The 23,877-nt window shown below is 62.1% G+C and carries 25 protein-coding genes; 10 read left to right on the top strand and 15 right to left on the bottom strand.

Features of this window, described 5'->3' with window-relative positions; genetic code table 11:
* Nucleotides 1-91: 91 nt before the first annotated feature.
* Genes NKH97_RS21730 through NKH97_RS21705 form a run of 6 tightly spaced genes read right to left on the bottom strand, consistent with a single transcriptional unit; the run spans nt 92 to nt 5,812 of the window.
* On the bottom strand, nt 92-1,117 hold the full coding sequence (locus NKH97_RS21730) for a proline racemase family protein (protein ID WP_023809519.1): 1,026 nt from the start codon (nt 1,115-1,117) through the stop codon (nt 92-94).
* A 42-nt stretch (nt 1,118-1,159) separates the two neighbouring features.
* Nucleotides 1,160-2,191: an Ldh family oxidoreductase gene (locus NKH97_RS21725; RefSeq protein WP_023809518.1), complete on the bottom strand. Its 1,032-nt coding sequence runs from the start codon at nt 2,189-2,191 to the stop codon at nt 1,160-1,162.
* Nucleotides 2,192-2,229: 38 nt separating this feature from the next.
* The gene (locus NKH97_RS21720; protein WP_352798744.1) at nt 2,230-3,393 is read right to left on the bottom strand and encodes an epoxide hydrolase family protein; all 1,164 of its coding nucleotides are present in this window, start codon (nt 3,391-3,393) and stop codon (nt 2,230-2,232) included.
* Nucleotides 3,390-4,370 carry a 5-oxoprolinase subunit C family protein gene (locus NKH97_RS21715; protein WP_023809516.1) on the bottom strand — a complete coding sequence of 327 codons (981 nt, stop codon included), beginning with the start codon at nt 4,368-4,370 and terminating at the stop codon, nt 3,390-3,392. The genes NKH97_RS21720 and NKH97_RS21715 overlap by 4 nt, the downstream gene beginning before the upstream one ends.
* Nucleotides 4,367-5,029 (bottom strand): 5-oxoprolinase subunit PxpB, encoded by a 663-nt coding sequence (gene pxpB, locus NKH97_RS21710; RefSeq protein ID WP_352441939.1) that lies wholly within the window; start codon nt 5,027-5,029, stop codon nt 4,367-4,369. The genes NKH97_RS21715 and pxpB overlap by 4 nt, the downstream gene beginning before the upstream one ends.
* A gap of 6 nt (nt 5,030-5,035) precedes the next feature.
* Nucleotides 5,036-5,812 carry an SDR family NAD(P)-dependent oxidoreductase gene (locus NKH97_RS21705; RefSeq protein ID WP_023809514.1) on the bottom strand — a complete coding sequence of 259 codons (777 nt, stop codon included), beginning with the start codon at nt 5,810-5,812 and terminating at the stop codon, nt 5,036-5,038.
* A gap of 238 nt (nt 5,813-6,050) precedes the next feature.
* Between NKH97_RS21705 and NKH97_RS21700 the strand changes: the two genes are divergently transcribed.
* The 6 genes from NKH97_RS21700 (at nt 6,051) to NKH97_RS21675 (ending at nt 11,436) form a co-directional block, all read left to right on the top strand.
* Nucleotides 6,051-6,686, top strand: coding sequence for an RraA family protein (locus tag NKH97_RS21700; protein ID WP_023809512.1), 636 nt, complete (start codon nt 6,051-6,053; stop codon nt 6,684-6,686).
* Nucleotides 6,687-6,833: 147 nt separating this feature from the next.
* Nucleotides 6,834-7,952 (top strand): branched-chain amino acid ABC transporter substrate-binding protein, encoded by a 1,119-nt coding sequence (locus tag NKH97_RS21695; protein WP_245273099.1) that lies wholly within the window; start codon nt 6,834-6,836, stop codon nt 7,950-7,952.
* A gap of 118 nt (nt 7,953-8,070) precedes the next feature.
* Nucleotides 8,071-8,982 (top strand): branched-chain amino acid ABC transporter permease, encoded by a 912-nt coding sequence (locus tag NKH97_RS21690; protein WP_023809510.1) that lies wholly within the window; start codon nt 8,071-8,073, stop codon nt 8,980-8,982.
* On the top strand, nt 8,982-9,941 hold the full coding sequence (locus NKH97_RS21685) for a branched-chain amino acid ABC transporter permease (protein WP_245273097.1): 960 nt from the start codon (nt 8,982-8,984) through the stop codon (nt 9,939-9,941). Before NKH97_RS21690 ends, NKH97_RS21685 begins: the two co-directional genes overlap by 1 nt.
* Nucleotides 9,942-9,943: 2 nt before the next feature.
* The gene (locus tag NKH97_RS21680) at nt 9,944-10,708 is read left to right on the top strand and encodes an ABC transporter ATP-binding protein (RefSeq protein ID WP_352753467.1); all 765 of its coding nucleotides are present in this window, start codon (nt 9,944-9,946) and stop codon (nt 10,706-10,708) included.
* Complete coding sequence (locus tag NKH97_RS21675; RefSeq protein WP_023809507.1) at nt 10,708-11,436, top strand: ABC transporter ATP-binding protein; 729 nt, start codon at nt 10,708-10,710, stop codon at nt 11,434-11,436. Before NKH97_RS21680 ends, NKH97_RS21675 begins: the two co-directional genes overlap by 1 nt.
* A 127-nt stretch (nt 11,437-11,563) precedes the next feature.
* Here the strand turns inward: NKH97_RS21675 and NKH97_RS21670 are convergent, their stop codons facing one another.
* Nucleotides 11,564-11,989, bottom strand: coding sequence for a Rossmann-fold NAD(P)-binding domain-containing protein (locus NKH97_RS21670; protein ID WP_352610931.1), 426 nt, complete (start codon nt 11,987-11,989; stop codon nt 11,564-11,566).
* A 63-nt stretch (nt 11,990-12,052) separates the two neighbouring features.
* Here NKH97_RS21670 and NKH97_RS21665 point away from each other — a divergent pair, with 63 nt between their 5' ends.
* From NKH97_RS21665 to NKH97_RS21655, 3 genes are all read left to right on the top strand, one after another.
* Nucleotides 12,053-12,256 carry a CsbD family protein gene (locus tag NKH97_RS21665; protein ID WP_023809505.1) on the top strand — a complete coding sequence of 68 codons (204 nt, stop codon included), beginning with the start codon at nt 12,053-12,055 and terminating at the stop codon, nt 12,254-12,256.
* A gap of 532 nt (nt 12,257-12,788) precedes the next feature.
* Nucleotides 12,789-13,094, top strand: a complete 306-nt coding sequence (locus NKH97_RS21660) for a hypothetical protein (RefSeq protein WP_128303874.1) — start codon at nt 12,789-12,791, stop codon at nt 13,092-13,094.
* Nucleotides 13,095-13,181: 87 nt separating this feature from the next.
* On the top strand, nt 13,182-13,607 hold the full coding sequence (locus NKH97_RS21655; protein ID WP_128303875.1) for a c-type cytochrome: 426 nt from the start codon (nt 13,182-13,184) through the stop codon (nt 13,605-13,607).
* Here the strand turns inward: NKH97_RS21655 and NKH97_RS21650 are convergent.
* The 8 genes from NKH97_RS21650 to NKH97_RS21615 form a co-directional block, all read right to left on the bottom strand.
* Entirely contained in the window at nt 13,579-15,039 is a 1,461-nt protein-coding gene (locus NKH97_RS21650) for a c-type cytochrome (protein WP_352798743.1), read from the bottom strand. The genes NKH97_RS21655 and NKH97_RS21650 overlap by 29 nt on opposite strands.
* 20 nt (nt 15,040-15,059) lie before the next feature.
* A complete protein-coding gene (locus NKH97_RS21645; protein ID WP_352441943.1) occupies nt 15,060-15,401 on the bottom strand; it encodes a hypothetical protein in 342 nt (113 codons plus the stop codon).
* A 1-nt stretch (nt 15,402) separates the two neighbouring features.
* Entirely contained in the window at nt 15,403-16,005 is a 603-nt protein-coding gene (locus tag NKH97_RS21640) for a cytochrome c oxidase subunit 3 (RefSeq protein ID WP_023809500.1), read from the bottom strand.
* Nucleotides 16,002-17,942 (bottom strand): cytochrome c oxidase subunit I, encoded by a 1,941-nt coding sequence (gene ctaD / locus NKH97_RS21635; RefSeq protein ID WP_050592652.1) that lies wholly within the window; start codon nt 17,940-17,942, stop codon nt 16,002-16,004. The genes NKH97_RS21640 and ctaD overlap by 4 nt, the downstream gene beginning before the upstream one ends.
* A complete protein-coding gene (gene coxB / locus NKH97_RS21630; RefSeq protein ID WP_352798742.1) occupies nt 17,939-19,015 on the bottom strand; it encodes a cytochrome c oxidase subunit II in 1,077 nt (358 codons plus the stop codon). Before coxB ends, ctaD begins: the two co-directional genes overlap by 4 nt.
* A gap of 152 nt (nt 19,016-19,167) precedes the next feature.
* Nucleotides 19,168-20,049 carry a cytochrome c oxidase assembly protein gene (locus NKH97_RS21625; protein WP_352441946.1) on the bottom strand — a complete coding sequence of 294 codons (882 nt, stop codon included), beginning with the start codon at nt 20,047-20,049 and terminating at the stop codon, nt 19,168-19,170.
* A 95-nt stretch (nt 20,050-20,144) separates the two neighbouring features.
* Nucleotides 20,145-21,899, bottom strand: a complete 1,755-nt coding sequence (locus tag NKH97_RS21620) for a thiamine pyrophosphate-dependent enzyme (RefSeq protein WP_128303876.1) — start codon at nt 21,897-21,899, stop codon at nt 20,145-20,147.
* Nucleotides 21,900-22,005: 106 nt separating this feature from the next.
* Nucleotides 22,006-23,016, bottom strand: coding sequence for an ATP-dependent DNA ligase (locus NKH97_RS21615; RefSeq protein ID WP_023809496.1), 1,011 nt, complete (start codon nt 23,014-23,016; stop codon nt 22,006-22,008).
* 224 nt (nt 23,017-23,240) lie between these two features.
* Between NKH97_RS21615 and NKH97_RS21610 the strand changes: the two genes are divergently transcribed.
* Nucleotides 23,241-23,831 (top strand): LysE family translocator, encoded by a 591-nt coding sequence (locus NKH97_RS21610; RefSeq protein ID WP_128303877.1) that lies wholly within the window; start codon nt 23,241-23,243, stop codon nt 23,829-23,831.
* The last annotated feature ends 46 nt before the right edge of the window (nt 23,832-23,877 follow it).

The following is a 23,877-nucleotide window of genomic DNA, read 5'->3' as shown; positions in this document are numbered from 1 at the left end:
GAATGCGCTTCGGCTGGAGTTGCCTGTGGCAGCCATTTTCTGGAGCAATGCACCGCTGATGAGGTCCGCCAGCACGACGGCCGCGTCCGTTTCAGAACCAGACGTCGCTGAGGCGATGCCCTCGTGGATAAGGGTCTGTCGGGTCGAGGCCGTACTGGCCAATGCTGGTAATCCAGGCCTGCCCGGCAATGGTGACCACGACAGCGTCGCGATCGCCGACGCGCGCATTGGCGATCACCCGGGAATCGAAATGGGTCCCGATGATCGACTTGTTGCGGAACAGCTCTCCCTTGGCGATCTGCCCCTTTGCCGACATCACCGCCAGCCGCCCGGTGGTGCCGGTGCCCGTAGGCGAGCGGTCGAGCCTGCCATGCAGACACACCGTGCCGTTGACGCTTTCCACGCGACCGTCGACGCGCTTGATCGGGCCTTCGAAAATCACGTTGGACACGTCGCGGATCTTAGCGTTCTCCGGATGCACGACAACGAGCTGTTCGTTGGCCGCCTTCTTGATACGTTGGCCCATCAGCGACATCTGGTGTGCCTCGTCGGGTGTTATGGAAAAGCCCAGTGCGCGCGCGTTCACATGGGCGAAAGTCATGCCGCCATAGGAGGTGTCGACGGTGATCGTGCCGAGCCCCTCGACTTCGACAGGTGTGTCGAGGTGGAACGCGAAAGCCGGCACATTGGTGAACTCCACCTGCTTCACCTTGCCGTTCTCGCAGAGGCAGCGCACCTCGATCATGCCGGCCGGCGCCTCCATGCGCAGCCGCGTCTCGGGTTCCTTCATCGGCACCATGCCCGTTTCCAGCGCCACGGTGGCGACGCAGATGGTGTTGGAGCCCGACATGGGCGGGTATTCGGTGCTTTCAATTATGACGTAACCGAGATCCGCCGAGGGATCGCAAGGCGGCAGGATGATGTTGCCGTTGACGTAGGGCGCACCGCGCGGCTCGAACAAGAGCAGCCCACGAATGTCGTCCATATGCGCTTCGAGATACTCCTTCTTTTCGAACATGGTCTTGCCCGGAACGTCCTTGACGCCTCCGGTGATCACATTGCCGACTTCGCCCTCGGCATGGCAGCCGACGACCGTGAATGTTTTCGTCCAGCGCATTTTTCTCCTCCAGTGATTGATCTTGGCCCTGGCGATACCGATTCAGACCGTGTCGAGCCCCCGTTCGAGAAAACGATCGAGTTGTTCCATTTCCTGGTGCGAGAGGACGATACCGTCGCGCTCCGACGTCTCGCGGGCTAGGAACCGCCTTTGCGAGGGTAGGCGCGCACCTTGGCCCAAGATCGCCTCGAACAGCGCTTCAGCACGGCCCAGCGGATTGCCGGGCCGGCCGGCGGCGAAGGCTTTCGGCGAGAAAGCGATGACCAACTCTCCGTGCGACGGATAAAGCGTCGTGGTGCCAAGCAGCTCGAGCGCCCCGGGGCTGGTCAGGTCGCCGATCATGATCCCGGCGAGCAGTTCGATCATCGTCGCGATGGCGGAGCCTTTGTGCCCGCCGAAGGGAAGCATGGCGCCCGCCAGGGCAGCTTCGGGATCGGTCGTTGGCCTGCCGTCCGAATCCATGGCCCAGCCTTCCGGCAGCTTCTTGCCTGCCCGGCGGTGGAGCTCGATCTCGCCGCGCGCGGCAACCGAGGTCGCGAAGTCGAAAACGTAGGGAGGCTGCTCTTTACGCGGCCAGCCAAAGGCAAAAGGATTGGTGCCCAGCAACGGTCCGTTGCCACCGGTCGGAGCGACGGTGGCATAGCTCGGGCACATGGCCAGGCCGGCAAGGCCTGCCTGGGTCAAGGCTTCGACTTCCACCCAAAGGGCGGAAAAATGCACGGCATCGTTGATCGCTAGCGCGGCGATGCCGCAGGAGCGTGCCCGCTCGACCAGCACCGGCAGGCCCAGTTCGAAGGCCGGGTTGGCGAAGCCGTGCTTCGCATCCACTTTCACAATGGCGGGAGCGTCTTGCGGCAACAGTTCGGGCACCGCGTCTGGGTTTACCTTCCCTGCCTTGATCGTTCGCAGCGCGCCTTCGATCCGGTAGATACCATGCGATTTGCAGGCATCGCGCTCCGCCGCGACGATGACCCGTGTGATGGCGCTGGCCTGGATGGGGTTCAGTCCGGCCTTGCGGAAAATTGCATCGACGCGCTTATGCAAGGCATCGATGGTGAGGGCGGTATTGTTCATTTCTGGCCTTCGGGTTTGGCTGCGCGCAAACGCTGCCTTTAAAAATCCAGACCGCCGGCAAAGGCTCTTATATTCTGTGCAAGCAAAGCGGGCTGCTCGAGGGCTGCGAAATGACCACCGCGCGGCATCGCTGTCCACTGGCGGATGTCCTTGAAGACGCGCTCGACCCAACTCCTGGGCGGCATCGGCAGCTCTTTGGGGAACAAAGCCACTGCAAGCGGGACGTTGATCGCTGTGCCGGACGCGAATGCAAGCGGACGGGCGCGCGTTTCCCAATAGAGTCGCATCGACGAAGCGACGGTCCGGGTGAACCAGTAAAGCGAGATGTTGGCGAGCATGTCGTCGCGCGAAAATGCGGCGTTGGGCAGATCGCCATCGCAATCGCTCCAGTCGCGGAACTTCTCGATCATCCACGCTGCCAGTCCGACCGGCGAATCCGTCAGCCCATAGGCAAGCGTTTGCGGGCGCGTCGCTTGAATATGAGCATAGCAGCCATGAATATCCGCCCATTCGGCTTTCCGTTCCAGGAAGGCGCGTTCTTCCAAGCTTAGGTCGCCATCCGGGCCTGGATCGTGAGGAGGTGAGTATGAGCCGGGGATGAAGTTCAGATGCACCCCGGCGAGACTGTCTGGATGCGCGTGCGCCAGGCAGGTCGACACGCCGGCGCCCAGATCGCCACCTTGCGCGAGATATCGTTTGTAGCCGAGACGGCTCATCAACTCGGCCCAAAGGTCGGCGACGGTGAACAGGTTGAGACCAGGCCTGGTCGGTCGGCTTGAAAAGCCATAGCCGGGAATCGAGGGGACCACGACGTTGAAGGCGTCCTCCTGTCTTCCGCCATGCGAAAGCGGGTCGGTCAGAAGCGGGATCAACTCATGAAATTCGAAGACGCTGCCTGGCCAGCCATGGGTGAGTATGACCGTTCTGCCGGTTGCGACAGCGGCGCGCGCATGGATGAAATGGAGGGTTTCGCCGCCGATATCCGTCTGGTAGTGCGGATGGATGTTCCAGGCGGCTTCCTGCTTGCGCCAATCGAAGCCAGTGCGCCAGTGTTGCATTAGTCGGCGCAGTTGCTCGTGCTCCGTTCCCTGCGTCCAGCCTATTGCCTGCAACTGGTCCGGCTCGCGCCAGATCGAGATGCGCTTCTTCAAATCGTCGATTTCAGACTGGGCAATCTCGATGGTGAAGGGGCGAATTTTCATGGAGCCCTCTGCTCGCCGGCCATAAGGTTTCGGGCGGCGATAAAGTCGTGACTTTGCTGCCGGTTCGCGCGAAGCGCTTCTGTCGACGCTTCGATCGAGACCGGCAAGAAACGTAGGCGAGCGCCGACCGGCGCTTGCGCCAGCCGCCAGAAATCGGCTTCGATCACCGTGGCGATCTTCGGATAGCCGCCGCAGGTGTTGGCATCGGCAAGTTGGATGATCGGCTGGCCGGACGGCGGCACTTGAACAGTTCCCGGCACGATGCCGTGGGACAGCAATTCCAGCGGCGAGAGGAGGGAAAGCGTCGCCCCGGCAAGGCGATATCCCATACGGTTGGCGTCGTTGGTGATGCTCCATTCGCTGCCGGTGAAAGCCGCCTGGGCCTCCGGCCTGAAGGCGTCGAACTCGGCGGCCGGCAAAACCCGCAATTCGATTGCCGAGGCCAAGCCGTCCGCCGCGCCTCGCCGCTCTTCCAGCGCTGCGCCGATGCCGCCCGCGGGAAGGCGGCATTGCGCAGGGTTGAGCGCAAGCCGGTCACCGCGGGACAGACCGCGTCCGGCGAAACCGCCGAAACCGCCTTTCACATCCGTCGCGCGCGACCCCATGACGGACGGCAGATCGAGCCCGCCGGCAAAGGCGATGTAGGAACGAGCACCGATGCGCGGGGTTTCGAGGACTAGGGTCTCGCCGGCGCGGATCGTCATGGCCCACCAGGGTGGACAGGGCCGATCGCCGACGCTGACGGCGCAATCCGCGCCGGTGATGGCGACGGCGGTGTCGATATGCACGCGCAGCCGGAACGGATGAAGCGCGACCTCGATCCCGGCAGCCGAGGGGTCATTGCCCAGCATGAGATTGGCGATCGCCAGCGCCTGCCTGTCCATGGCGCCGCCATGGCTGACCCCCAGCGCCAGATGACCGGGCCGGCCGAGATCCTGGACCGTGTTCGGCAAGCCGGTGGTGAGGATCTCGATCATGCCTCGATCTCTGCGATTGCGAATCGGATTTTGTCTCCGGGCCTGAGCAGCACGGGCAATTCCGCTTCGGCCTTGAACAGCTTCACGTCGGTATGGCCGATTATGTGCCATCCGGAAGGCGCAGTCATCGGCATGATACCCGCCTGCGCGCCACCAATGATGACGGCGCCCTCAGTGACTTTGAGGCGAGGCGTGCTGCGCCTTGCCCAGGCAAGCAGCGGGTCGAGACCGGACAGATAGGGAAAGCCCGGCATGGCGCCGATGGCGGCGACGGTGTAGGTGGCCGCCGCGTGGCGGCTGACGGTCTCGTCGACAGACATGCCGCAATGTGCGGCCCAGCCGGCGAGATCCTCGCCGCGCGCGCCGCCATAACTGACGGGAATGGTATGATGCGTGCCGGTCACCGCGTGGGCATCGGTGCAAGCCCAGAGCGACATCAGCTGACCCGTGACGCTGTGGGCGTCCGTAGCGAGTGGGTCAAACACCACCAGCAGGTTGTTCATGCCGGGAACGGCCTCGCGCACCCCCTCTAGGCGCAGCGCGGCATTCGCCACCGCCCAGACCAGTTCCTGGGTGGCATCGCTGAAAGCCCCCTGCACGCCATCGAGCAGCAGCGCGCCCGATCCCGCAAGACTGATGTGAGGCGTACCGACAACCATGGGCGGTCAGTCCTTCACCGGCACCGTATAGTTCAGGATCAGGCGACCGCCATCCGGATAGATGGTCTGGCCGACGATGTAGGAAGCGTCGTCGCTGGCCAGGAAGGATGCGACGCTGGCGATCTCCGAAGGTTCGCCACAGCGGCCGCTCGGCGTGCGCGACAGGATGGTCTGGCGCTGCGCTTCGCTGGCCATGACCGAACTCTTGACCATGTCGGTCAGGATGGTGCCGGGGCCGATGGCGTTGACGCGGATGTTATGCGGGATCAATCCGACGGCCATCACCGCCGTCAATTGCTTGATGCCACCCTTGGACACGGCATAGGCGACGGAATTGGGAATGGCCAGGATGGCGTTGATCGACGACATGTTGATGATCGAGCCGCCGCGTCCCTGCGCGATCATGGCCCTTGCCGCGGCCTGCCCGAGAAGGAAGGGCGCCTTGAGATTGACGCGCTGAACCAGGTCGAAGGCTTCCTCGGGGAAGTCGACGAAATCGTCCAGATGGATGATGCCGGCATTGTTGATGAGGACGTCGACACCGCCGAATCGCTCTGTGGCCTTGGCAACAACATCGGCTGCCATTTCCTGCGTGCATTCGGAGAGATCCGCCGATAGCCAGGCGGCACGCTCACCAAGACGTTCGGCATGCTCGCGCCCGCGATCGGCCTGCACGTCGACAAGCACAACCTTGGCGCCATCGGCATGAAAGCGCTCGGCGCAGGCAAGGCCCAGGCCTTGTGCCGCCCCGGTAACGATCACGACTTTTCCTGCATGCTTCACAGCCAATTCCCTTTTTACAATCATGGCTTTTATGGATATGTTATCCAATCTATCTTGAACTTTGCCGCCATTGCAAGCCCGGACGGGTGGGCCTTTGCGGTCATGTTTGCCCGAGTGGCGGCGTTTATGGGCTGCTTTGGCTTTTTTCTGCCGACCATTGCAAGCCGGTTGACTCCACTGAATTAATTGTGATTGGATACTATATTCATAAAGGTGCCGACGACGGGGAGTGCAGACGATGGCGGATGGATCACAGGAAAGCGAACTGATCGACGCGTTCCGCGCTCTGGCGACGCCGTTGATCAGCGACAATCTCGCCCGTGTCCCCGGGGCTGTCGGGTTGCGGCCATTTCACCGGGTGGGCGGCGTCATGGCGGGGAGGGCGCTGACGGTCAGGACCCGCCCCGGCGACAACCAGTTCATCCATCGTGCGCTCGATCTGTTGCAGCCCGGAGACGTCATCGTCGTCGATGGCGGCGGGTATGAAGGACGCGCGCTGGTCGGCGAGATCATGACAAGTGTCGCGGCGTCGCGCGGCGCCGCAGGCATTGTCATCGACGGCGCCATTCGCGATGCCGGTGCCATCGGCCGCAATCCGTTTCCATGCTTCGCACGGTCGGCCATCCATCTCGGACCTTACAAGGATGGTCCGGGAGCCATAAATGTTCCCGTCTGCATAGGCGGCATGGTCGTCGGTCCCGGCGACATCGTCGTGGGTGACGAGGATGGCGTCGTGGCATTTCCAATCGAAGATGCCGCGGCTTTGCTGGCCGCCGTCAGGGCGCAAGAAGCGCGTGAGGCCGAGATCATGCAGAGCATCCGGGAGAACCGCTACCAGGGAGCCTATGCCCGGGCTGCCGGCGGCAGTCACTGATCGGCGGATCAGAGCCTGCGGGTGACAAATCGCGTGGCCGGCTAGCGATCTTGCTCAACATAACCGCTCCGCAGCTAACCGAGGGGCGAAACAATGCATTTCGGGCACGCCGCCTGGATGCGCCAACAGGGGAAATGGAGAGAATTAATGGTTGTTTCCTTCAAGAGGCTTGCCAAGAGGCTTGCTTGTGCCACCGCCCTTGCCGGGCTGGCTATGACCACGATGGCCGCGGCTGCCGACATCAAGATCGGCATTGTGGCCCCCATGACTGGCCAACTGGCCAGTGAGGGGCAGGATATGGAGAACGCCGTGAAGATGGCGATCGATGCCGTCAACGCCAAAGGCGGCGTCAACGGCGACAAGATCATCACCACTACCGCCGACGACGCCTGCGATCCGCAGCAGGCGGTGACCGCAGGCAGCAAGCTTGTCTCGGAAGGCGTGACCGCCATCGTCGGCGGCTACTGCTCGGGCGCCGTCTTGCCGACATTGAAGATCTATGGTGACGCCGGCATTCCATTCGTCATCATCGGAGCGAACTCGACCAAGCTGGTCGCCGCCAATCAGGGCAATGCCTTCCTAGCCAATTCAACCGGTGACATGCAGGCGACGACAGCCGTCGAGCTCTTCAAGAAGAACGGCTACAAGAAGATCGCGGTCGTGGACGAAGGCGATGCCTATTCGTCCGACTTGGCCAAGCTGACCGCCGAAGCCTTCAAGAGCGCAGGCGGCGAAATTGCCGCCAAGGAGACCACCACGGCCGGCGAGCAGGACTATTCGGCGGTCGTCACCAAGATCAAATCGAGCGGCGCCGACGCTGTCTTCTGGACCGCATATCATGCCGGTGGCGCCCTGCTCACCAAGCAGCTCCGGCAGGCCGGGTTCCAGGGCGGCATTGTGCTGGGCGACGGCAACAATTCACCGGAATATCTGGAGATCGCCGGGTCGGCCGGTGAGGGCGTGTACCTGTTGTCTCCCCCGACTGTCGACCTCTTGTCCGGCGCCGCCGACTTCAAGGCCAAGTACAAGGAAACCTATGGCCGCGACGCCGGCGCCTATGCGGCGCTCTCCCACGATGTGGGCGACCTGATCGTCGATGCGATCACGCGGGCCAAGTCGGCGGATCAGAAAGCGATCATCGAGGCGCTCAAGGCGAGCGACTTCAAGGGCCTTGCTGGTGAAATCAAGTTCACCGACAAGAACACGCTCCAGACCTCGAATTTCCGCCCGGTGATCGCCAAGGGCGGCAAGTGGGTAGCCGAATAAAGGCCAACCGGATTGACGCCGAGGCAGGCCTTGTGGCGGCCTCGGCGTCACCGCCGATTGTCTGGTGTGCCGACGCTGCGCTCAGACAAGACTTTTTCAATTCTGCCCTGGAGCATCAATGACGCTCGACCTGCTTATTCAGCAACTGGTGAACGGTCTTATCGTCGGCTCGTTCTATGCCCTGATCGCGCTTGGCTACAGCATGGTCTTCGGCGTCATCAAGCTCCTGAATTTCGCCCATGGCGACATCTACATGAACGGCGCCTTCGTCGGCCTCATCGTGTTCTCCTTCGTCGGCATATGGGTCGGCAATGGCTGGCTGGGCGTGGTCTGCGCCCTGCTTGTGTCGATGCTGGCTGTCGGCTTGCTCGGCGTCATCATCGAACGCTTCGCCTACAGGCCGATGCGCAATGCGCCGCGCCTCTCCATCCTCATCACGGCGCTCGGCGCGTCGATGGTGCTGAACGGCACGGCACTCGCCCTGACAGGCGGGCGGCATTACGCCTTCAACACGGACCTCGGTTTTGCCGGCGTGGATATTTCCACCGTTCACATCACCTACACGCAGATGGTGCTGGTGGCCGCCTCCATCGCTCTTATGGCCGGCATGCAGGCCTTTGTCTCACGCACCATGTACGGCAAGGCGATGCGCGCCGTGTCCATCGACATGGGGGCGAGCCGCCTGATGGGCATCGATGTCGACCGGGTGATCGCCTTGACCTTCTTCATGGGCTCGGCGCTCGCTGCCGGCGGCGGGGTCATGGCCGGCGCCTATTATGGCAGTGTCCATTTCTTCATGGGCTTCATCATGGGGCTCAAGGCCTTCACCGCCGCGGTCATAGGTGGGATCGGCAGCGTGCCGGGCGCCATGCTCGGCGGATTGCTGCTCGGCCTGCTCGAAGCTTTCGGTTCGTCCTTGCCCTTCGTCGGCTCGGAGTGGCGTGACGTCTTCGTGTTCGGGACCCTGATCCTGTTCCTTGTGTTCAAGCCGACCGGCCTTCTTGGACGCTCTGTCGTGGAGCGGGTGTGATGACCGACGAAGTGAGAACCATGCCGACCGCCGGGCAACCGCAATTGATGCGCTGGTCCGTCGTGCTGCCCGGCCTGGCGGCGCTCACCTGCGCGCTGGTGTTGCCGCAATTCGCCAACGCCTATGTGACGGAGGTGGCAACCACGGCGCTGCTCTATGTCGTTCTGTGCCTCGGCCTCAACGTTGTCGTCGGCTATGCAGGCCTGCTCGATCTCGGCTACGCCGCCTTCTTCGCGGTCGGCGCCTACACATCAGGCATCCTGACCGCGGAATTCGGGTTCAATTTCTGGCTTACCATCCCGGTCGCCATGGTCGCCGCCTGCGTGGCCGGCATCATCATCGGGGCTCCGACATTGAGATTGCGCAGCGACTATCTGGCGATCGTGACGCTGGGCTTCGGCGAAATCGTGCGCATCATCGCCCGCAACCTCGACATCACCGGTGGCGCGAGCGGACTCATCGGCATCGAGCGCCCGGAGATATTCGGCTTCAGGCTGATGCAGGTGCAGCACTTCTACTATGCGTTCCTGGTGCTTGCGCTTCTCACCGCCTTCGTCTGTCTGAGCGTCGAGCGATCGCGAATGGGACGAGCCTGGTTCTACGTTCGCTACGATGAGGACGCCGCCGCTGGCATCGGCATCAACCGTGTCACGGCCAAGCTGCAAGCCTATATGATGGGCGCTGTGATCGCTTCCGTGGCCGGATGCCTCTACGCAGCCAAGATGACGGCCATCTCGCCGGAGAGTTTCACCTTCAACCAATCGCTGCTCATCCTTCTCGGCGTCGTCCTGGGCGGCATGGGCCGCATTCCCGGCGTCGTCCTTGGTGCTGTTCTCGTGGCCCTGCTTCCGGAGGTGCTGCGCGGCGCGGGAACCTATCGTCCCCTGGTGACCGCGGTTGCGCTGCTGGCAATCATGCTCTTCAGGCCGAACGGGCTGTGGCCGGACAAGCGAGTTTGACCATGGCGCTGCTGGAAGTCCGCGACCTGCGTCTCAGTTTCGGAGGACTGAAAGTCCTTCACGACATTTCGTTCTCGGTTGAGAAAGGCGCCATCAACAGTCTTATCGGGCCGAACGGGGCCGGCAAGACATCACTCTTCAATTGCCTGACCGGCTTCTACAAGCCGAAGGGCGGCTCGATCAGTCTGGGCGGCCGGCCAATCACCGGCTTGCCGCCGCATCGCATCACCGCGCTCGGCCTCGCCCGCACGTTCCAGAACATCCGGCTGTTCAAGGAAATGACCGTTCTGGAAAACGCCATGTCCGGCCAGCATTGCCGCAGCCGCCACGGCATCATGTCGGCGATCCTGCACTTGCCGGCACAGCGGCGCGAGGAGGAGACGATCCGCGCGGCTGGCATGCGCTGGCTCGATTTTGTCGGCATCGAGCAGCATGCGCATCGCCGTGCCGGTGGTCTTTCCTATGGCGATCAACGGCGGCTCGAACTCGCAAGAGCCCTGGCGTCGGCGCCCGAGCTCATCCTGCTGGACGAGCCCGCCGCCGGCCTGAACGAGCGCGAGAAGCTGGACCTTGCTCACCTGATCCGCCGCATCCGTGACGAAACCGGTGTCACCGTCCTGCTGATCGAGCACGATATGGGCCTGGTCATGCAGGTGTCGGAGAAGATCGTGGTGTTCGACTATGGGCAGAAGATCGCCGACGGACCGCCGGAGGCCGTGCGAAAAGACCCCAGGGTCATCGAAGCCTATCTCGGTACGGAGGACTGATGGACGCCGAAATCGTTCTTTCCGCGGACCGCATCGTCGCACGCTATGACGGCATCGAAGCCCTTCATGGTGTCAGCCTTTCGGTCAAGCGCGGCCAGATCGTCGCCCTGCTTGGCGCGAATGGTGCGGGCAAGAGCACCACCCTGCGCACGCTGTCCGGCCTTGTTGCCGCATCCTCCGGATGTGTCCGCTTCCTGGGCGAGGACATAACCAAAGTCCCTGCCCATCGCCTGCCGCATCGCGGGCTCGTCCACGTCCCGGAGGGAAGGCGTATTTTCGGCGACATGACGATCAGGGAGAACCTCGACCTGGGCTCGTTCACGCTTGCCGACGACGTCGAGCGCCGGCGGCGGCTGGATCATGTTTTTGAGCTCTTCCCCATCCTGGCGCGCAGACAGAATGGCGATGCAAGGAACCTCTCGGGAGGCGAGCAGCAGATGCTGGCGATCGGCAGAGCCCTCATGGCCGCGCCCAAGGTGCTGTTGCTCGATGAGCCTTCCATGGGTCTGGCGCCGCAACTGATCAAGGAAGTCATGAACATCGTGCAGCGCCTCAATCGTGAAGGCGTGACCATTCTGCTTGTGGAGCAGAATAGCAAAGTCGCCTTGAAATTCGCCGACTACGGCTACGTTCTCAAGGCCGGACGCGTTGTTCTTGAGGGACCAGGCAGCGATCTCGCGAGCAATGAAGCGGTTATCAGCGCCTATTTAGGTGGCGTCGCTGCTTAGCTGGCAAAGCTGCCAACGCCCGGATTTTACAGAATGAGGCCGCCGCTCCAGTCCATGATTTGCCCGCCTTGCAGGAGTGGGATCAGCCACAACGAGTTGATTCTGTAGAAACGTTGACCTTCCGGGCCTACCATCCAGTCTGTGTTCCGACCCCGGGGACATAGCTGACAAAACCTCGAGGGACGCACGGAAACCAGCGGATTGCCGCAACCGCGACGGCGATCCCATAATGGCTCAGGAGTGATTGTTCATCCGCTCGAACAAAGCTTCGCCCATCCGGCGCGTATGGGCCAAAATACCGACAAGCACCTCGTCCTTGTCCGCTTCGAATGCGCAGCGCCTCGGTGGCGAATTCGTCCGGACTGACCATCATACGGTTGGCTGTTCCTCCGCTGCGGGTGCTGCCAACGAGACCGGTATCGACAATTGGCGGAGCCATCTCCACCACCCGAATTCCGCTCGACCTCAATTGATGACGCAGACTGAGCGTAAAGGAATGGATCGCGGCCTGTGAGAGCAAGACAAGCGCCTTGCTGTCGAGTTCCAGGAACATCCGTCGTTGATTTGCGTTTGCTCTCCGAGGTTAGACGTTTTCAAACCGAAGGAGAACGGTGTCATGGACTGGAACCGCGTGGAAGGAAACTGGAAACAGGTGAAAGGCAAGGTCAAGGAGCAGTGGGGTAAACTCACGGATGATGACCTTGACCGCATCGCCGGCAAGCGCGATCAACTCGAAGGCAAGATCCAGGAGCGTTACGGCCTCGAAAAGGACCGTGTGCGGCGCGATATCGATGACTGGTACGGTCGGCAGGGCTGGTAGGCGTGTGAGCCCCGGCTGCGGCCAACTCCAAGACGCGGCCCGGGTGCCAATTCGGCAGGTCCGGGCCATGCAGGCGCCGAGCCTTATCGTCAGTTGAATTTTGCAGCAAGGATTTCGTACTGTGTCAGAAGATATCTCTCGCAAGCAAGAGCAACGGGGGACAAGAAGGATTGTCATGTGGGCGGTCGCAGTTATCGCTGTGATTTTCCTTGTTCTGCTTGCTACATTCGTGTTCGGCCCGTTGGTGTGATTTTCGTTGCGATGATTGAGCTGTTTCCTGCACGATCCAGGGATGATCGGGCGTTTGAGGGCGCTTGCAGCGGCCACCAGTGAGCGACGATGTGTTTGGCGAGGATATGCGGCTGGCGCTGCTTCCGCGGCCGGACGGCGCAACAAGCGGCGCTTACCGTCGCGCGGCTAACAGTCTGCGTTAGCCTGAAACCGTTTCACAGGAATTTCGCTGAACACGATTTCGCCGGGAACTATCAGCAAAGGATTGGTTTGGTGGCGGTACACAACCAGGAGATCCACCATGATTGTCAAACTTCTCTCCACCGCTGTGCTCGCGCTCACATTGGCCACATCGGCAATGGCGCAGTCGAACGGTTCAAGCTCCAACAGCGGTTCGGGCACGACGCCCGGAACCACGAATGATGCCAATGGTACCGCCGGTTCCGGTTCCGGTACTTCGACAACCCCCGTTGACCCGAACGCAACAAATTCGACAACCACCCCGAACGGCATGAGCGACCGCTGCAAGGACGCCGCGGGCAATGATACCGACACAAACACCGCCTCCGGCACGACAACGTCGAATGTGCAGAACTGCAACAAATAGATTGGTGCCTCGGAGCGCTGCCGGACATTGCTCCTTTCCCTGGGGCTGCGATCGGGCCGCGTTTTGCGACTGCGATGGCATGCGCGGATGAGCCGACAACCCGTCAGGCTGATGCCATCCGCGCTGCCCTGGGTGGCAGGCGTATCCGCGGCAATCGTCATTATTCCGGTAGTTTGCGCCGTCAACTTGGTCCGCGGCGACAATCTCCGGGAAACCACCATTGCACAGGCCATCGGTGGCGACCCTGACCGGGCCGTCCCGGCAATGATCCGCCACGGCTGTGGCGGATGTCACGAAATCCCGGGGGTACCCGGCGCCCATGGCACCGTCGGTCCGTCCCTGCAAGGCGTCGTCGAAAGAGGATATATCGGGGCGTCGCGAGCCACCCCGGATGCGATGATGCGCTGGATCAGCAGGGCGCGGGATGTAGACCCGAAGGCGGCCATGCCCAATACAAATCTGTCGCTTCAAGAGGCGCGCGACATTACCGCCTATCTCTATGCGCGAACATGAGGCGCGCTGAAGTCGCCCCACGGCGCAGGCGTCTTGCCAGCAAAAGCAGCAGGCCAAGCATCAACACGGCGGCGCCCGCTACAAGTGATTGAGCCGCCAGAATCATGATTGTCTGGCTGGTTGTCGTTCCTGCTCGCATCTGGCGTACATCGGCCGCGGTGACGCTGAGGTCGGGATTTCCGAACCGCGCGGTGACGTAATTTGCAAGAGCTGCCATCTGGCCATCGTCCAGCCAGCCGCCGAAGGCCGCCATCGATTGACGCCCGGCCACGTCACCAGCTTTGACGCCTTCAAGGATGGTCATGACGACATCCTCGGGCGTGGCCGCGCCGGGGGTGCTGTTGCGGGTCAAGGACGGATAGTATCCGTCGGGCGATCCGCCTCCGTTCGCCCCATGGCACGTCGAACAGAGCGATCGATAGAGATCATCGCCGGTTGCGGTCCCGCTGCCTTGCGTCATCCCCTCGGTTCCAGCATCGCCGTCGGCCGCGGCCGCGGCCGCGTTACCCCATGAGAAACGCGGCTGCTTCTCGTCTCCCGGTTGGGTGGGCACGTCCCTGAGATAGGCGACAATAGCCTGGATGTCGTCGTCGGAAAGATGCTGCAGGCTGTTCATGACCGTTTCCGCCATCGGCCCGCCCGCGTAGGCCTTCCCGGGCACGGCGCCGGTTTTGAGAAATCGAGACAGCTCTTCGTTGCTCCAGCCGCCGACGCCTGCGATCTTGTCGCTGGTGATGTTGAAGGCGTGCCAGATGCCGGCGGTGCCGCCGGCAAGCTTGTGGTCTTCATCCATGCCGAACGTCGCATTCCTTGGCGTGTGGCAGGCACCGCAGTGGCCGAGCACCTCGACAAGGTAGGCTCCCCTGTTCCATGCGGCGGTCCGGCTCCGATCAGGCGTGAAACTGCCGGTTTGGAGATTCGCGAGCTTCCACAGCGCAACCGTCCAGCGCTGGTTGAATGGAAAAGGCAGAATGTTTCGCGGCCGCGGCTGGGAAATCGGCGGCTGCGCAAGGATATAGGCCCGAATTGCAAGCACGTCCTCGCGGCTCATTGCGGCGAAGCTGTCATAGGGCATGGCGGGGTAGAGATCGGCTCCGTCGCGCCTGATACCTTTCTTGACGGCTCGCACGAACTCGTCCGCGGAATAGCGTCCGATGCCCGTTTCGAGATCTGGTGTGATGTTGGTCGAGTATACATCGCCGAACGGTGTCGGCACGCGATAGCCTCCAGCGAAGGGGCGGCTCGGATTGGACGTGTGGCAGCCGATGCAGTCGGCCGCTCGCGTGAGATATTCACCCCTCTGGATTTCGCTCGCCCGCAGCTCGGTGCAAAGCGCCAACGACGACAAGACGAGTACGACCGCCCGAGAAATGACGGGTGGGAATGGAATGCCCGTGGCAGGCCAAAGCGCGTACCGGCGGTGGATGGCCAATCTCCGCGTCTTTGGCGTCGTCACAGTTCGCACCCGCTGAAGATCAGCCCTGCCACCACTTGCGCCAGCAAGATGAGCGTGAACAGCGCCCCGACGCCCACCGAAGTCCTGGCAAGGAACGCACGCGTGCGCGCCCTCCGGGGCGGGATCGTACCATGTCCGCGGTCATGAACGGCGTGCCACGACAGCAGCGTGCCTGCCAGGGCGACAGCGGCGCCTATCAATGAGAACAAGGCAGTGGGACGAAAGCCGGCATGGCACTGCCAGGATGCAATGGAGTAATCGAGCTGCAGGGCTATTGCCCACGCAACTGGCCCGCTGACCAGGCCTGCCCAGGAAACGCCGGTACGGATCGCCTGCATCTCACATCCTCGGAGCCCAATAAATAACAAGATAGAGCACGACCCATGAGACGACGACGAAGTCCCAGTAGAACGCATTGTCCGAGACGTCGCTGAAGCGGCGGCCCGCCTTGCCTTTTTGCGTGAACATGAGAACCGCCAGGACGATCGTGTCGCCGACATCGGTAAGAAGATGCGTCGTATGCAGTCCAAGCAGGAACCACACGATCGATCCGTAAGCGTTCTGATCCCAGGAAATCCGCAGAGCCGGAAATTCCCAGATGCGAACGATCAGCGGAAGAATCCCGACGATCGACATGACGACCATGCCAAGGCGAACTTTCGCGAGGTCCTGGCGACGCGCCCAAAACTCGATCAGGTGGTTGGGCACGACGCTCGCAACCAGAATAATCAACGCTGCCGTGCCCGGCAGCAAATCTGGCGCCGGGGCTCCGATGGGCCAATGCCGGGCCAGCACAGCCAGATAGAAGTAGGTGCCTATCGCCAAGGCAAAACCTGTTGCCTCGAGAGCAATGAAGGCAAGGGTTCCCCACCACATCGGGCTCGCCGACCCGAAATCATATGTGGGCAGGTGGCTGACGTCGGCGACGGGACGGTGCCTCATTCCTCGTCCTCCGGCTCGCCTTTCGGCCAGAACCAACAGATGAAGCCGATCGAAACCGGGATCGCTCCCCAGACCACCGCCCATGGCGTGTATATCGAACCGAGAAATGCGCCGCCCACCGCAATGGCCGACAGCAGCGGCCAGATCGAGTTGTCAGCCGATGGCACCCTTAGTTGCGGCACCGCATCGGCGACCGTGCCGGCGAGCACCTCGCGTGCGTCGACACGCAGACCCTCGACCACGGGAAGCGTATCGGGCTCGGCCCAAAGCGGTTCGCGGTGAGTTACCACGGGCAGCCGCGAAAAATCGTAGGAGGGCGGCGGCGACGTCGTCGCCCATTCGAGCGTGCTCGCGCCCCAGGGATTGTCTCCGGCAATGCGGCCGTTGCGAAGGCTGAGCAGGAGGTTCAGGAAGAAAAGCGCAAAGCCGGCGAACACCACCAGTGAAGAGAGGCTGATGAGGAGGTTCATCTCGCCCCAGCCGCTCGCCGGCGGATACGTATAAACGCGGCGCGGCATGCCTTGCAGACCGAGAATATGCATGGGGAAGAAGGTGAGATTGAACCCGAGGAAGACGAGCCAGAAATTCCAGCGGCCGAGCCTCTCCGACAGCATGCGTCCGGTGATCTTGGGAAACCAGTAATAAACGGCGCCGAGCAGGGGGAAGACGGCGCCCCCGACCAGCACATAGTGGAAATGGGCAACCACGAAATAGGTGTCGTGCACCTGCAGGTCGAGCGGCACCGAGGCGACCATGACCCCGGTCAGGCCGCCGATCACAAAGGTGAAGATGAAGCCGAGCACGAAAAGCATGGGCGTGGCGAAGATCGGCCGGCCGCCCCAGATCGTCGCAATCCAGCAGAAGATCTGAATGCCGCTCGGAATGGCGATCATCATCGAGGAAGCGGTAAAGAAGCTTTCGCCGAGCTGCGGCAGGCCGGTAGCGAACATGTGGTGCACCCACAGGCCGAAGGAAAGAAAACCGATCGAGATCAACGACAGGACGATGCCGAGATAGCCGAAGATCGGGCGGCGAACGAAGGTCGGCAGGATCGCGGAGACGAAGCCGGTCGCCGGAATGAAGATTATGTAGACCTCGGGATGGCCGAAGAACCAGAACAGATGCTGCCACAGCAGTGCATCGCCGCCTGCTGCGGGATCGAAAAATTTCGTGCCGACCAGGCGGTCCAGGATCAGCATTGTACTCGAGACCATCACGGCCGGCATGGCGAACAGGATGACGAAAGCCGTAACGAGGACGGACCAGACATAGAGCGGGATGCGGTCGAGCGACATGCCGGGAGCACGTTGTTTGAACACTGTCGCGATGATCTCGACCGCTACCGCGAGCGCGGACACTTCAGTGTAGGTCACCATCTGCGCCCAAAAATCGGGGCGCTTGCCGATGCCATATTCGGGTCCGGCGAGCGGTACGTAGGAAAACCAGCCGGCATCCGCACCGGTTTCGAAGGCAAAGGCGATCCAGATCATCAGCCCGCCGGAAAGATAGACCCAGTAGCTGAATGCATTGAGCCGCGGAAAGGCGACATTGCGAGTGCCGATCATCAGCGGCACCAGGTAAATGGCGAAAGCTTCCATCACCGGCACGGCGAACAGAAACATCATCGTCGTGCCATGCATGGTGAACAGCTGGTTGTAGAGATCGGGGCCGATGTGGCCGGCCTCAGGCTGGGCAAGCTGGAAACGCATGGCGAGCGCTGATAGACCCGCAAGGATGAGAAACAGGAAAGCCGTCACGATATAGCGCCGTCCGATCAGCTTGTGATCGACCGTGACCAGCCAGCCGTAGAAGCCTTTCGGCGTTCGCCAGGCATGCGCCAGAAAAGCGCGCAGTCTCACCTCTTCGAGGCCGGTGTCACGGATGCCTTTCAAGCCCTGCTCGGTATGCTCGGCCGGCTTTCCCGCAATGCCGCTCATTCGAGGCTTCCGAGATAGGTGACGACCGCGTTGAGATCGTCGGCGCTAAGGGCAATGCGCGGCATCTTGGCGCCAGGCTTTATCGACTGTGGATCGGCAATCCAGGCGGCGAGTGCGCCAGGGGTCATGGCCAGCGTATCCGCGGCCAGTGCACGTCGGCTGGCGAGATGGGTAAGATCAGGTCCGACCGTTCCGCTGGCAGGCGTGCCTCTTATCGTATGGCAGAGCGCACAGCCGGTGGAAAGAAATGCCTGTTGGCCGTGGCGTTCTTCCTCGCCGCCAGGCGCCGATGCGACGGCGTTTTGCCTGGATTGCCATGCTTCGAACGCTTCGCGGCTTTCCGCGATGACGGTGATGGCCATATGGGCGTGCTGATAGCCGCAGAATTCGGCACACTGGCCACGATAGATGCCGGGCTTATCGGCGATGAGGGTAAGCTGGCTTAGCCGGCCCGGAATGAGATCGCGCTTACCGGCAAGGTTCGGCACCCAGAAGCTATGAATGACATCGAGCGAATCGAGTTCGACCTTGACCGGTTCGCCAACCGGGACATGGATTTCATTTGCCGTGACGATCGATTGCGAGGGATCATTACCGGCATACCGGACCTCCCACCACCATTGGTGCCCCGTGATCCGCACGGCAAGCGTTTCCGTTCCGCTCAGCGAAGCAATGGATTTGCCGGCGAAAAAACTCGCTATCGTCATCATGACGAGCACCAGAACGGTCAACGCAATGGCGCTGCCGACAGCGCGGGTAAATCGGCGCTCCTGATGTGAATCGATCTCGAGCGGCGAGCGCGTTGTCTCGGACAGGCGGCGATGCAAAAGCGCTGCCGCCAAGACCAGCATGACAAGCAGCCACGTGGCCACCGCGACTGCGCTGAAAGACCAGATCAGATCAAGGATTCTCCGGGCGTTCGCACCGTGTGCATGGAGGGCCGACTGCCGATCGCCGCATCCTGCCAATACCAACATCGGCGCTGCGCTGACCCACCTCAAACGCTGTTGCGCGGCCTTTCCCGGAACAATGTCAGTCAGGATTTGCGTTGGACATGTAAAGGCAAGCGACATTCGCGGTCGTGTCCGCCTGCGAGAGCCGGCCAACGGACTCATGCACCTCGCCATGAAGGATCCACCATCGTTGCCAAGGCCATAACGCAGCTGACTGAAAAAGGATGCTTGGCAACACCGCCCCGGCGAAAACCGACGTGAAGCGGTGCGGGTTAGACGATGCGCAACTCCTGGGGAGCCTGATGCCGCCGACTGCTCGTTTGAATCCAGAAAGCGACCAAGAGCAGTGCGGCTCCGCCATAGATCAGGCCAGCGGGAATCCACATGATCAAGCCTGCAAGTTGCTGGTCCTCGAGCGGGCTGAGCCCCCACAGATCCGAGCCGACGGCGTTGGCCGGATACCACAGCTTTGGCGAGACAACGAGCAAAGCCCCGAGCAGCCCGGTGTGGAGCGAGGTGAAGAAGAGATGCATCACCGCATTGCCGCGAGCGTGCTCGCGGCCAGGGCGAGGCAGCAGCACCCACCAGAACAAAAGCCCGGTGCCGAGGAAGCTCGCGTGCTGGGCATAGTGCAGGAAACCCTGCTGGAGGGCAGCCTCGAACAGCGCCGGGAGATGCCAAATCCATATCGCGGCTCCGTGCAGGACGGTCGCGACCACAGGGCGGCTGATGAACGCCCAGATCGCCCGAAGCGTATTTGCATGTCCGGCCGCTCCGAATATCTGGCGCAGTTGTACCGGCAGTGCCCACATCATCGCCGCTGTCGGGCGGGAGGTAACCAGCAGAGGCGCTGCGACCACCATCAGCAATTCATGCTCGATCATGTGCGCCGCAAACACATGTTCGCCCAACGCATGGATCGGGCTTACAAGGGCGAACGCCAGGACGGCCCAGCCGGCAGCAAACTGGAAGGCCTGCCGTGATCGCAAGCGACGTCCGCGTCCGCTCCGTCGCCACAGTCGGTTGGCGCCGGCAACATACAGCAAAAGGATTGCCGCCAGTGGCAATGTGATGGGGAGCGCCAGAGTCCAACCGGCCTGCGGAGCGCCGTTACCGTAGCAGATGGAGGTCGAAAAAAGCGCGTCGAAGCTCATGATCCGCATCCGTCACCCGGAAGAGCACCGGTTCATCTGGAAAGATCCAGAATGAAGCCAAGGAGGCGCGCTGTTCCCACCTCCTTGCGCCGCCTCTAGGCGTCCATCATCGATTTCGCCGGCTCTCGGGCGATATTTTCTTCTATGCGTTCGTGTCCCGGTGTTCGCGGCAGGGCCTGGCGGAAGTTCTTGGCATAGTCTGCCGGCATTTTGGGCGGCATCAGCGGCTCATAGGCATCGACCAGCGCTTCGATCACGACAGGGCCTTCCGTGGCGAAAGCCTGGTCGAGAACCGTCTCGATCTGATCGGTCCGCTCGATGCGAAAACCCTTGGCGCCCATTGCTTCCGCCGCCATGGCAAAATCGATCGGCTGCAATTCGCAGCCGAATTGCGGATTCCCCAGAAACATCATCTGCTCCCAGGCGATCTGATTGAGCATGTTGTTCTTGATCACCAGAACCTTCAGCGGGATCTTGTAGCGCACCGCCGTCGAGAATTCGCCGAGCTGCATGGCAAAGCCGCCATCGCCGACGATGGCGGCAATCGGGCGACCGGGGAATGCTATGCCGGCAGCGATGGCGTAGGCGAGACCGCAAGCCATCGACGCCAGCGATCCGGACACCCCAAATGCCTGGCCGCTGCGAAGATCGACATGGCGGGCGGCCAGTTCCGTGTTCTGACCGGAATCCGTGGCCAGCACCGTGTCGTCGGCCAACCGTTGTCCGAACGCCCGGGCAATCGCCTGTGGCTTCAAGGGTTGCGCCTGCATGTCTTCCGACTGCCGCATCATCTCGCGCCATTTTCTCATGGTCTCCTGGGAACGGTGCAGGAACTCATCGGAGGGCTTCTGCGTCAGACGTTGGTTGAGCGCGCGCAATGTCTCGGCCGCGTCGCCGACAAGGCCGGCTTCGACTGGAAAGCGCAAGCCGATCCGCTGCGCATCGCAGTCGATCTGGACGCCACGGGCCTGCCCGGGCTGCGGGTAGTATTCGATATAGGGAAAGGTCGAACCGACAATCAGCACCGCGTCACAGCTCTCCATCGCCTCTTGCGAAGCCAGGGTTCCAAGAATGCCGATCCCGCCGGTGGTGTAGGGATGGTCGTCCGGCAGCACCGCCTTGCCCAGCAAGGCCTTCGCGACAGGCGCCTGCAGCAGGCGCGCCGTGTGTTCGAGTTCGGCGGCCGCGCCGATGGCGCCGCGTCCGGCCAGGATCGCAACCCGCGAAGCGTCATTGAGAATGTCGGCGGCTTTGTCGAGCTCAACGTCCAGCGGTACGCTGTGAGCGGCGAACATATCCTGCGGCGTGTGCGCCGGGCGATTGCGCTTGGAGCGCTTCGACGGATCGCGCTCCTGCTCCTGGATGTCGCTGGCAATCGAAAGATGTGCGACGCCCTTGCGCGCCAGCGCGGTTCGGCAGGCAAGGCTGGCGACGTTTTCCATATGCGCGGCATCGGCAACATGGGCGTTATAAACGGAGACATCATTGAACACGCGCGTCAGATCGACATCCTGTTGCGTGAACGTCTCGATCAGATCGTGGAACTGCATGCCCGTAATCGCCAGCACCGGAGCCTGGTCGAGCTTGGCGTCATAGAGGCCGGTCAGAAGATGTGTTCCGCCGGGACCGGACGTCGCAAGGCACACGCCCAGCTTACCTGTCCACTTGGCATACGCACATGCCATGAAGGCAGCCGATTCTTCATGCCGGACCTGAACGAAGGCAATCTTGTCGCGCCGCGTCCGCAACGCTTCCATGACGCCGTTTATGCCGTCTCCCGGCAAGCCGAACACCACCTCCACGTCCCAGGCGACGAGCGTATCGATGAGAATTTCTGCTGCATTTGGCATGTCAGGGTAGCTCCGGCGGATGGTGTCCGAACCGGTGAATCCCGAGTTGGTTCCTTCGTCACAATAAATCGTGACAGGTTTCTGGAAGCGATCTCCCCGGAGCGGTCTATTCGATCTGCTCGAACGTGCATTGCCGTGGCGCCTTGTCGGGGCGCCAGCGCAGCAGTTTGGTGCCGTGGCGAAACCGATTGCCGGTAACGTGGTCGAAGCGGACCTCCACCACCAGTTCAGGTTCCAAGGGTTCCCATTGTCCGCTGCGCTCCGTGCTCCAGCGGCTCGGGCCGCCGGGCGCCTTGCCGGTGAATCCGGGCTCTGACCGCAGCCCTTCCAGCCGGCGCGTGAGCGCTCCTCTGTCGGTCCTGGCGATGGTCGACGTGAAGCCGACGTGATCGAGCTTGCCGTCGTCATTGTAGAGGCCGAGGAGCAGCGAGCCGACCTCACGACTGTCCGCGAGATAGCGGAAACCGCCGACAACGCAATCGGCGGTGCGCCTCGGCTTTACCTTCACCATCGCACGTTCGCCGCACAGATAATGCTCATCGAGCACTTTGGCCACGATGCCGTCGGTCGATGCATGGCCGGAGCCGTTTAGCCATCGAGCCGCCGTGGCTGCATCATAAGCGCACTTCGACAGGCGAAGATCTGGACTGTTCGAGGAGGTCGCGAAGTCCTCGATCGCTCGCCGCCTTTCGACAAGTGGCTTGCCCGTGATGACCTCGCCGCCCGGCCTGGCAAGCATGTCGAAGAGGATCAGACTGGCAGGCGTCTGCGAACTCAGTTTGCGGATTCTGCTTTGTGCTGGGTGAAGGCGCATCTGCAGCGCTTCGAAGGAAAGCTCACCGTCAACCTCAATGACAATCTCGCCGTCGATGACGAAGTGCCCGCGCTTGAGGTCACGCAAAATCTCCGTGATTTCTGGAAAATAGCGGCCGAGCGGCTTGCCGGATTTGGCGCGCAGGTCAACGGCGTTGTCGCTCTTGAAAGCCAGGCAGCGAAATCCGTCCCATTTGGGCTCGTACTGCCAGCGGTTCCCGTCCCTGGGGATTTCATCGGCAAGCCTGGCCTCCATCGGAGGAGTGTCCAGCGGGAGCGGGAAGGCGTTTATCGGTTCATGCACGGGTCAGGCCTCCAAAACCGGTTCAGGAACGGCTCCGGCTTTTCAACTTCCAGGACTGGCACCGCGTTCCATCTGACGGTTCTGCCTGGTTCTTCGCGATGGGACATTTTAATTTGCCGCGGAACCCGGATGACGGCTGGTCGCTTTGATGTCATCGGCAACGCGAGCGGAGATGTCCCATCGATCCCTCATTGTGGATAGCTTTTGTCGGAACCGTCATTCTGATGCAGATGCCGCCAGGCCCCGACAGCATGCTGGTGATGGCACGCGGCATCGGGCAGGGGCGCGACGTGGCGCTGTTCACGGTGCTCGGCATGACGCTGGGCGCCGGACTTGTGCAGCTTCCGCTGATTGCATTCGGCCTGTCCTCGCTTGTCCACGCCTCGCCCCTGGCGTTCAATCTGCTTCGATGGGCCGGGGCGGCCTACATCGTCTGGCTGGGTGTCCGGCTGCTGCTTTCATCCTCGGCAACCATTCCCACGGGTGACCTCAAGGCCCTGCGGCCGCTCGCCGCCGCCCGGGAAGGAATGATCGCCAATCTGAGCAATCCCTGGCCTTTGATGTTCATGGTTGCGTTCCTGCCGCAATTTGTCGATCCGCATAGGGGCTCCGTCACGTTGCAGCTGGTGCTGCTTGGCGCAACACAGAAGATAACCGGTGTGCTGGTGCTGGGAGCCTACGCCTTGGCATCGGGCGCGGCCGGCGCATGGGTCATGCGGCACCCTCGCGCAAGGCTTTGGCAGCAGCGGCTCGCCGGCTGTCTCATCATCGGCCTCGGCGTGCGGATGGTGATCGGCGGCGGTACGAGCCGCTGACGAAGCGGATGAACAGCCGGGCCCCACACTCGACTTTGGCGCCGCT

It is taken from the genome of Mesorhizobium sp. M0870, assembly GCF_040319775.1.
Classification (GTDB): Bacteria; Pseudomonadota; Alphaproteobacteria; order Rhizobiales; family Rhizobiaceae; genus Mesorhizobium.
This window is presented reverse-complemented; position numbering and strand designations above follow the sequence as displayed.

Bases quoted from the DNA above. Each gene is read 5' to 3' on its own strand.
- NKH97_RS21730 (WP_023809519.1), bottom strand. From the start codon at position 1,117: ATGCGCTGGACGAAAACATTCACGGTCGTCGGCTGCCATGCCGAGGGC.
- NKH97_RS21725 (WP_023809518.1), bottom strand. From the start codon at position 2,191: ATGAACAATACCGCCCTCACCATCGATGCCTTGCATAAGCGCGTCGAT.
- NKH97_RS21720 (WP_352798744.1), bottom strand. From the start codon at position 3,393: ATGAAAATTCGCCCCTTCACCATCGAGATTGCCCAGTCTGAAATCGAC.
- NKH97_RS21715 (WP_023809516.1), bottom strand. From the start codon at position 4,370: ATGATCGAGATCCTCACCACCGGCTTGCCGAACACGGTCCAGGATCTC.
- pxpB (WP_352441939.1), bottom strand. From the start codon at position 5,029: ATGGTTGTCGGTACGCCTCACATCAGTCTTGCGGGATCGGGCGCGCTG.
- NKH97_RS21700 (WP_023809512.1), top strand. From the start codon at position 6,051: ATGGCGGATGGATCACAGGAAAGCGAACTGATCGACGCGTTCCGCGCT.
- NKH97_RS21695 (WP_245273099.1), top strand. From the start codon at position 6,834: ATGGTTGTTTCCTTCAAGAGGCTTGCCAAGAGGCTTGCTTGTGCCACC.
- NKH97_RS21690 (WP_023809510.1), top strand. From the start codon at position 8,071: ATGACGCTCGACCTGCTTATTCAGCAACTGGTGAACGGTCTTATCGTC.
- NKH97_RS21685 (WP_245273097.1), top strand. From the start codon at position 8,982: ATGACCGACGAAGTGAGAACCATGCCGACCGCCGGGCAACCGCAATTG.
- NKH97_RS21680 (WP_352753467.1), top strand. From the start codon at position 9,944: ATGGCGCTGCTGGAAGTCCGCGACCTGCGTCTCAGTTTCGGAGGACTG.
- NKH97_RS21675 (WP_023809507.1), top strand. From the start codon at position 10,708: ATGGACGCCGAAATCGTTCTTTCCGCGGACCGCATCGTCGCACGCTAT.
- NKH97_RS21670 (WP_352610931.1), bottom strand. From the start codon at position 11,989: ATGTTCCTGGAACTCGACAGCAAGGCGCTTGTCTTGCTCTCACAGGCC.
- NKH97_RS21665 (WP_023809505.1), top strand. From the start codon at position 12,053: ATGGACTGGAACCGCGTGGAAGGAAACTGGAAACAGGTGAAAGGCAAG.
- NKH97_RS21660 (WP_128303874.1), top strand. From the start codon at position 12,789: ATGATTGTCAAACTTCTCTCCACCGCTGTGCTCGCGCTCACATTGGCC.
- NKH97_RS21655 (WP_128303875.1), top strand. From the start codon at position 13,182: ATGAGCCGACAACCCGTCAGGCTGATGCCATCCGCGCTGCCCTGGGTG.
- NKH97_RS21645 (WP_352441943.1), bottom strand. From the start codon at position 15,401: ATGCAGGCGATCCGTACCGGCGTTTCCTGGGCAGGCCTGGTCAGCGGG.
- NKH97_RS21640 (WP_023809500.1), bottom strand. From the start codon at position 16,005: ATGAGGCACCGTCCCGTCGCCGACGTCAGCCACCTGCCCACATATGAT.
- ctaD (WP_050592652.1), bottom strand. From the start codon at position 17,942: ATGAGCGGCATTGCGGGAAAGCCGGCCGAGCATACCGAGCAGGGCTTG.
- coxB (WP_352798742.1), bottom strand. From the start codon at position 19,015: ATGTCGCTTGCCTTTACATGTCCAACGCAAATCCTGACTGACATTGTT.
- NKH97_RS21625 (WP_352441946.1), bottom strand. From the start codon at position 20,049: ATGAGCTTCGACGCGCTTTTTTCGACCTCCATCTGCTACGGTAACGGC.
- NKH97_RS21620 (WP_128303876.1), bottom strand. From the start codon at position 21,899: ATGCCAAATGCAGCAGAAATTCTCATCGATACGCTCGTCGCCTGGGAC.
- NKH97_RS21610 (WP_128303877.1), top strand. From the start codon at position 23,241: ATGCAGATGCCGCCAGGCCCCGACAGCATGCTGGTGATGGCACGCGGC.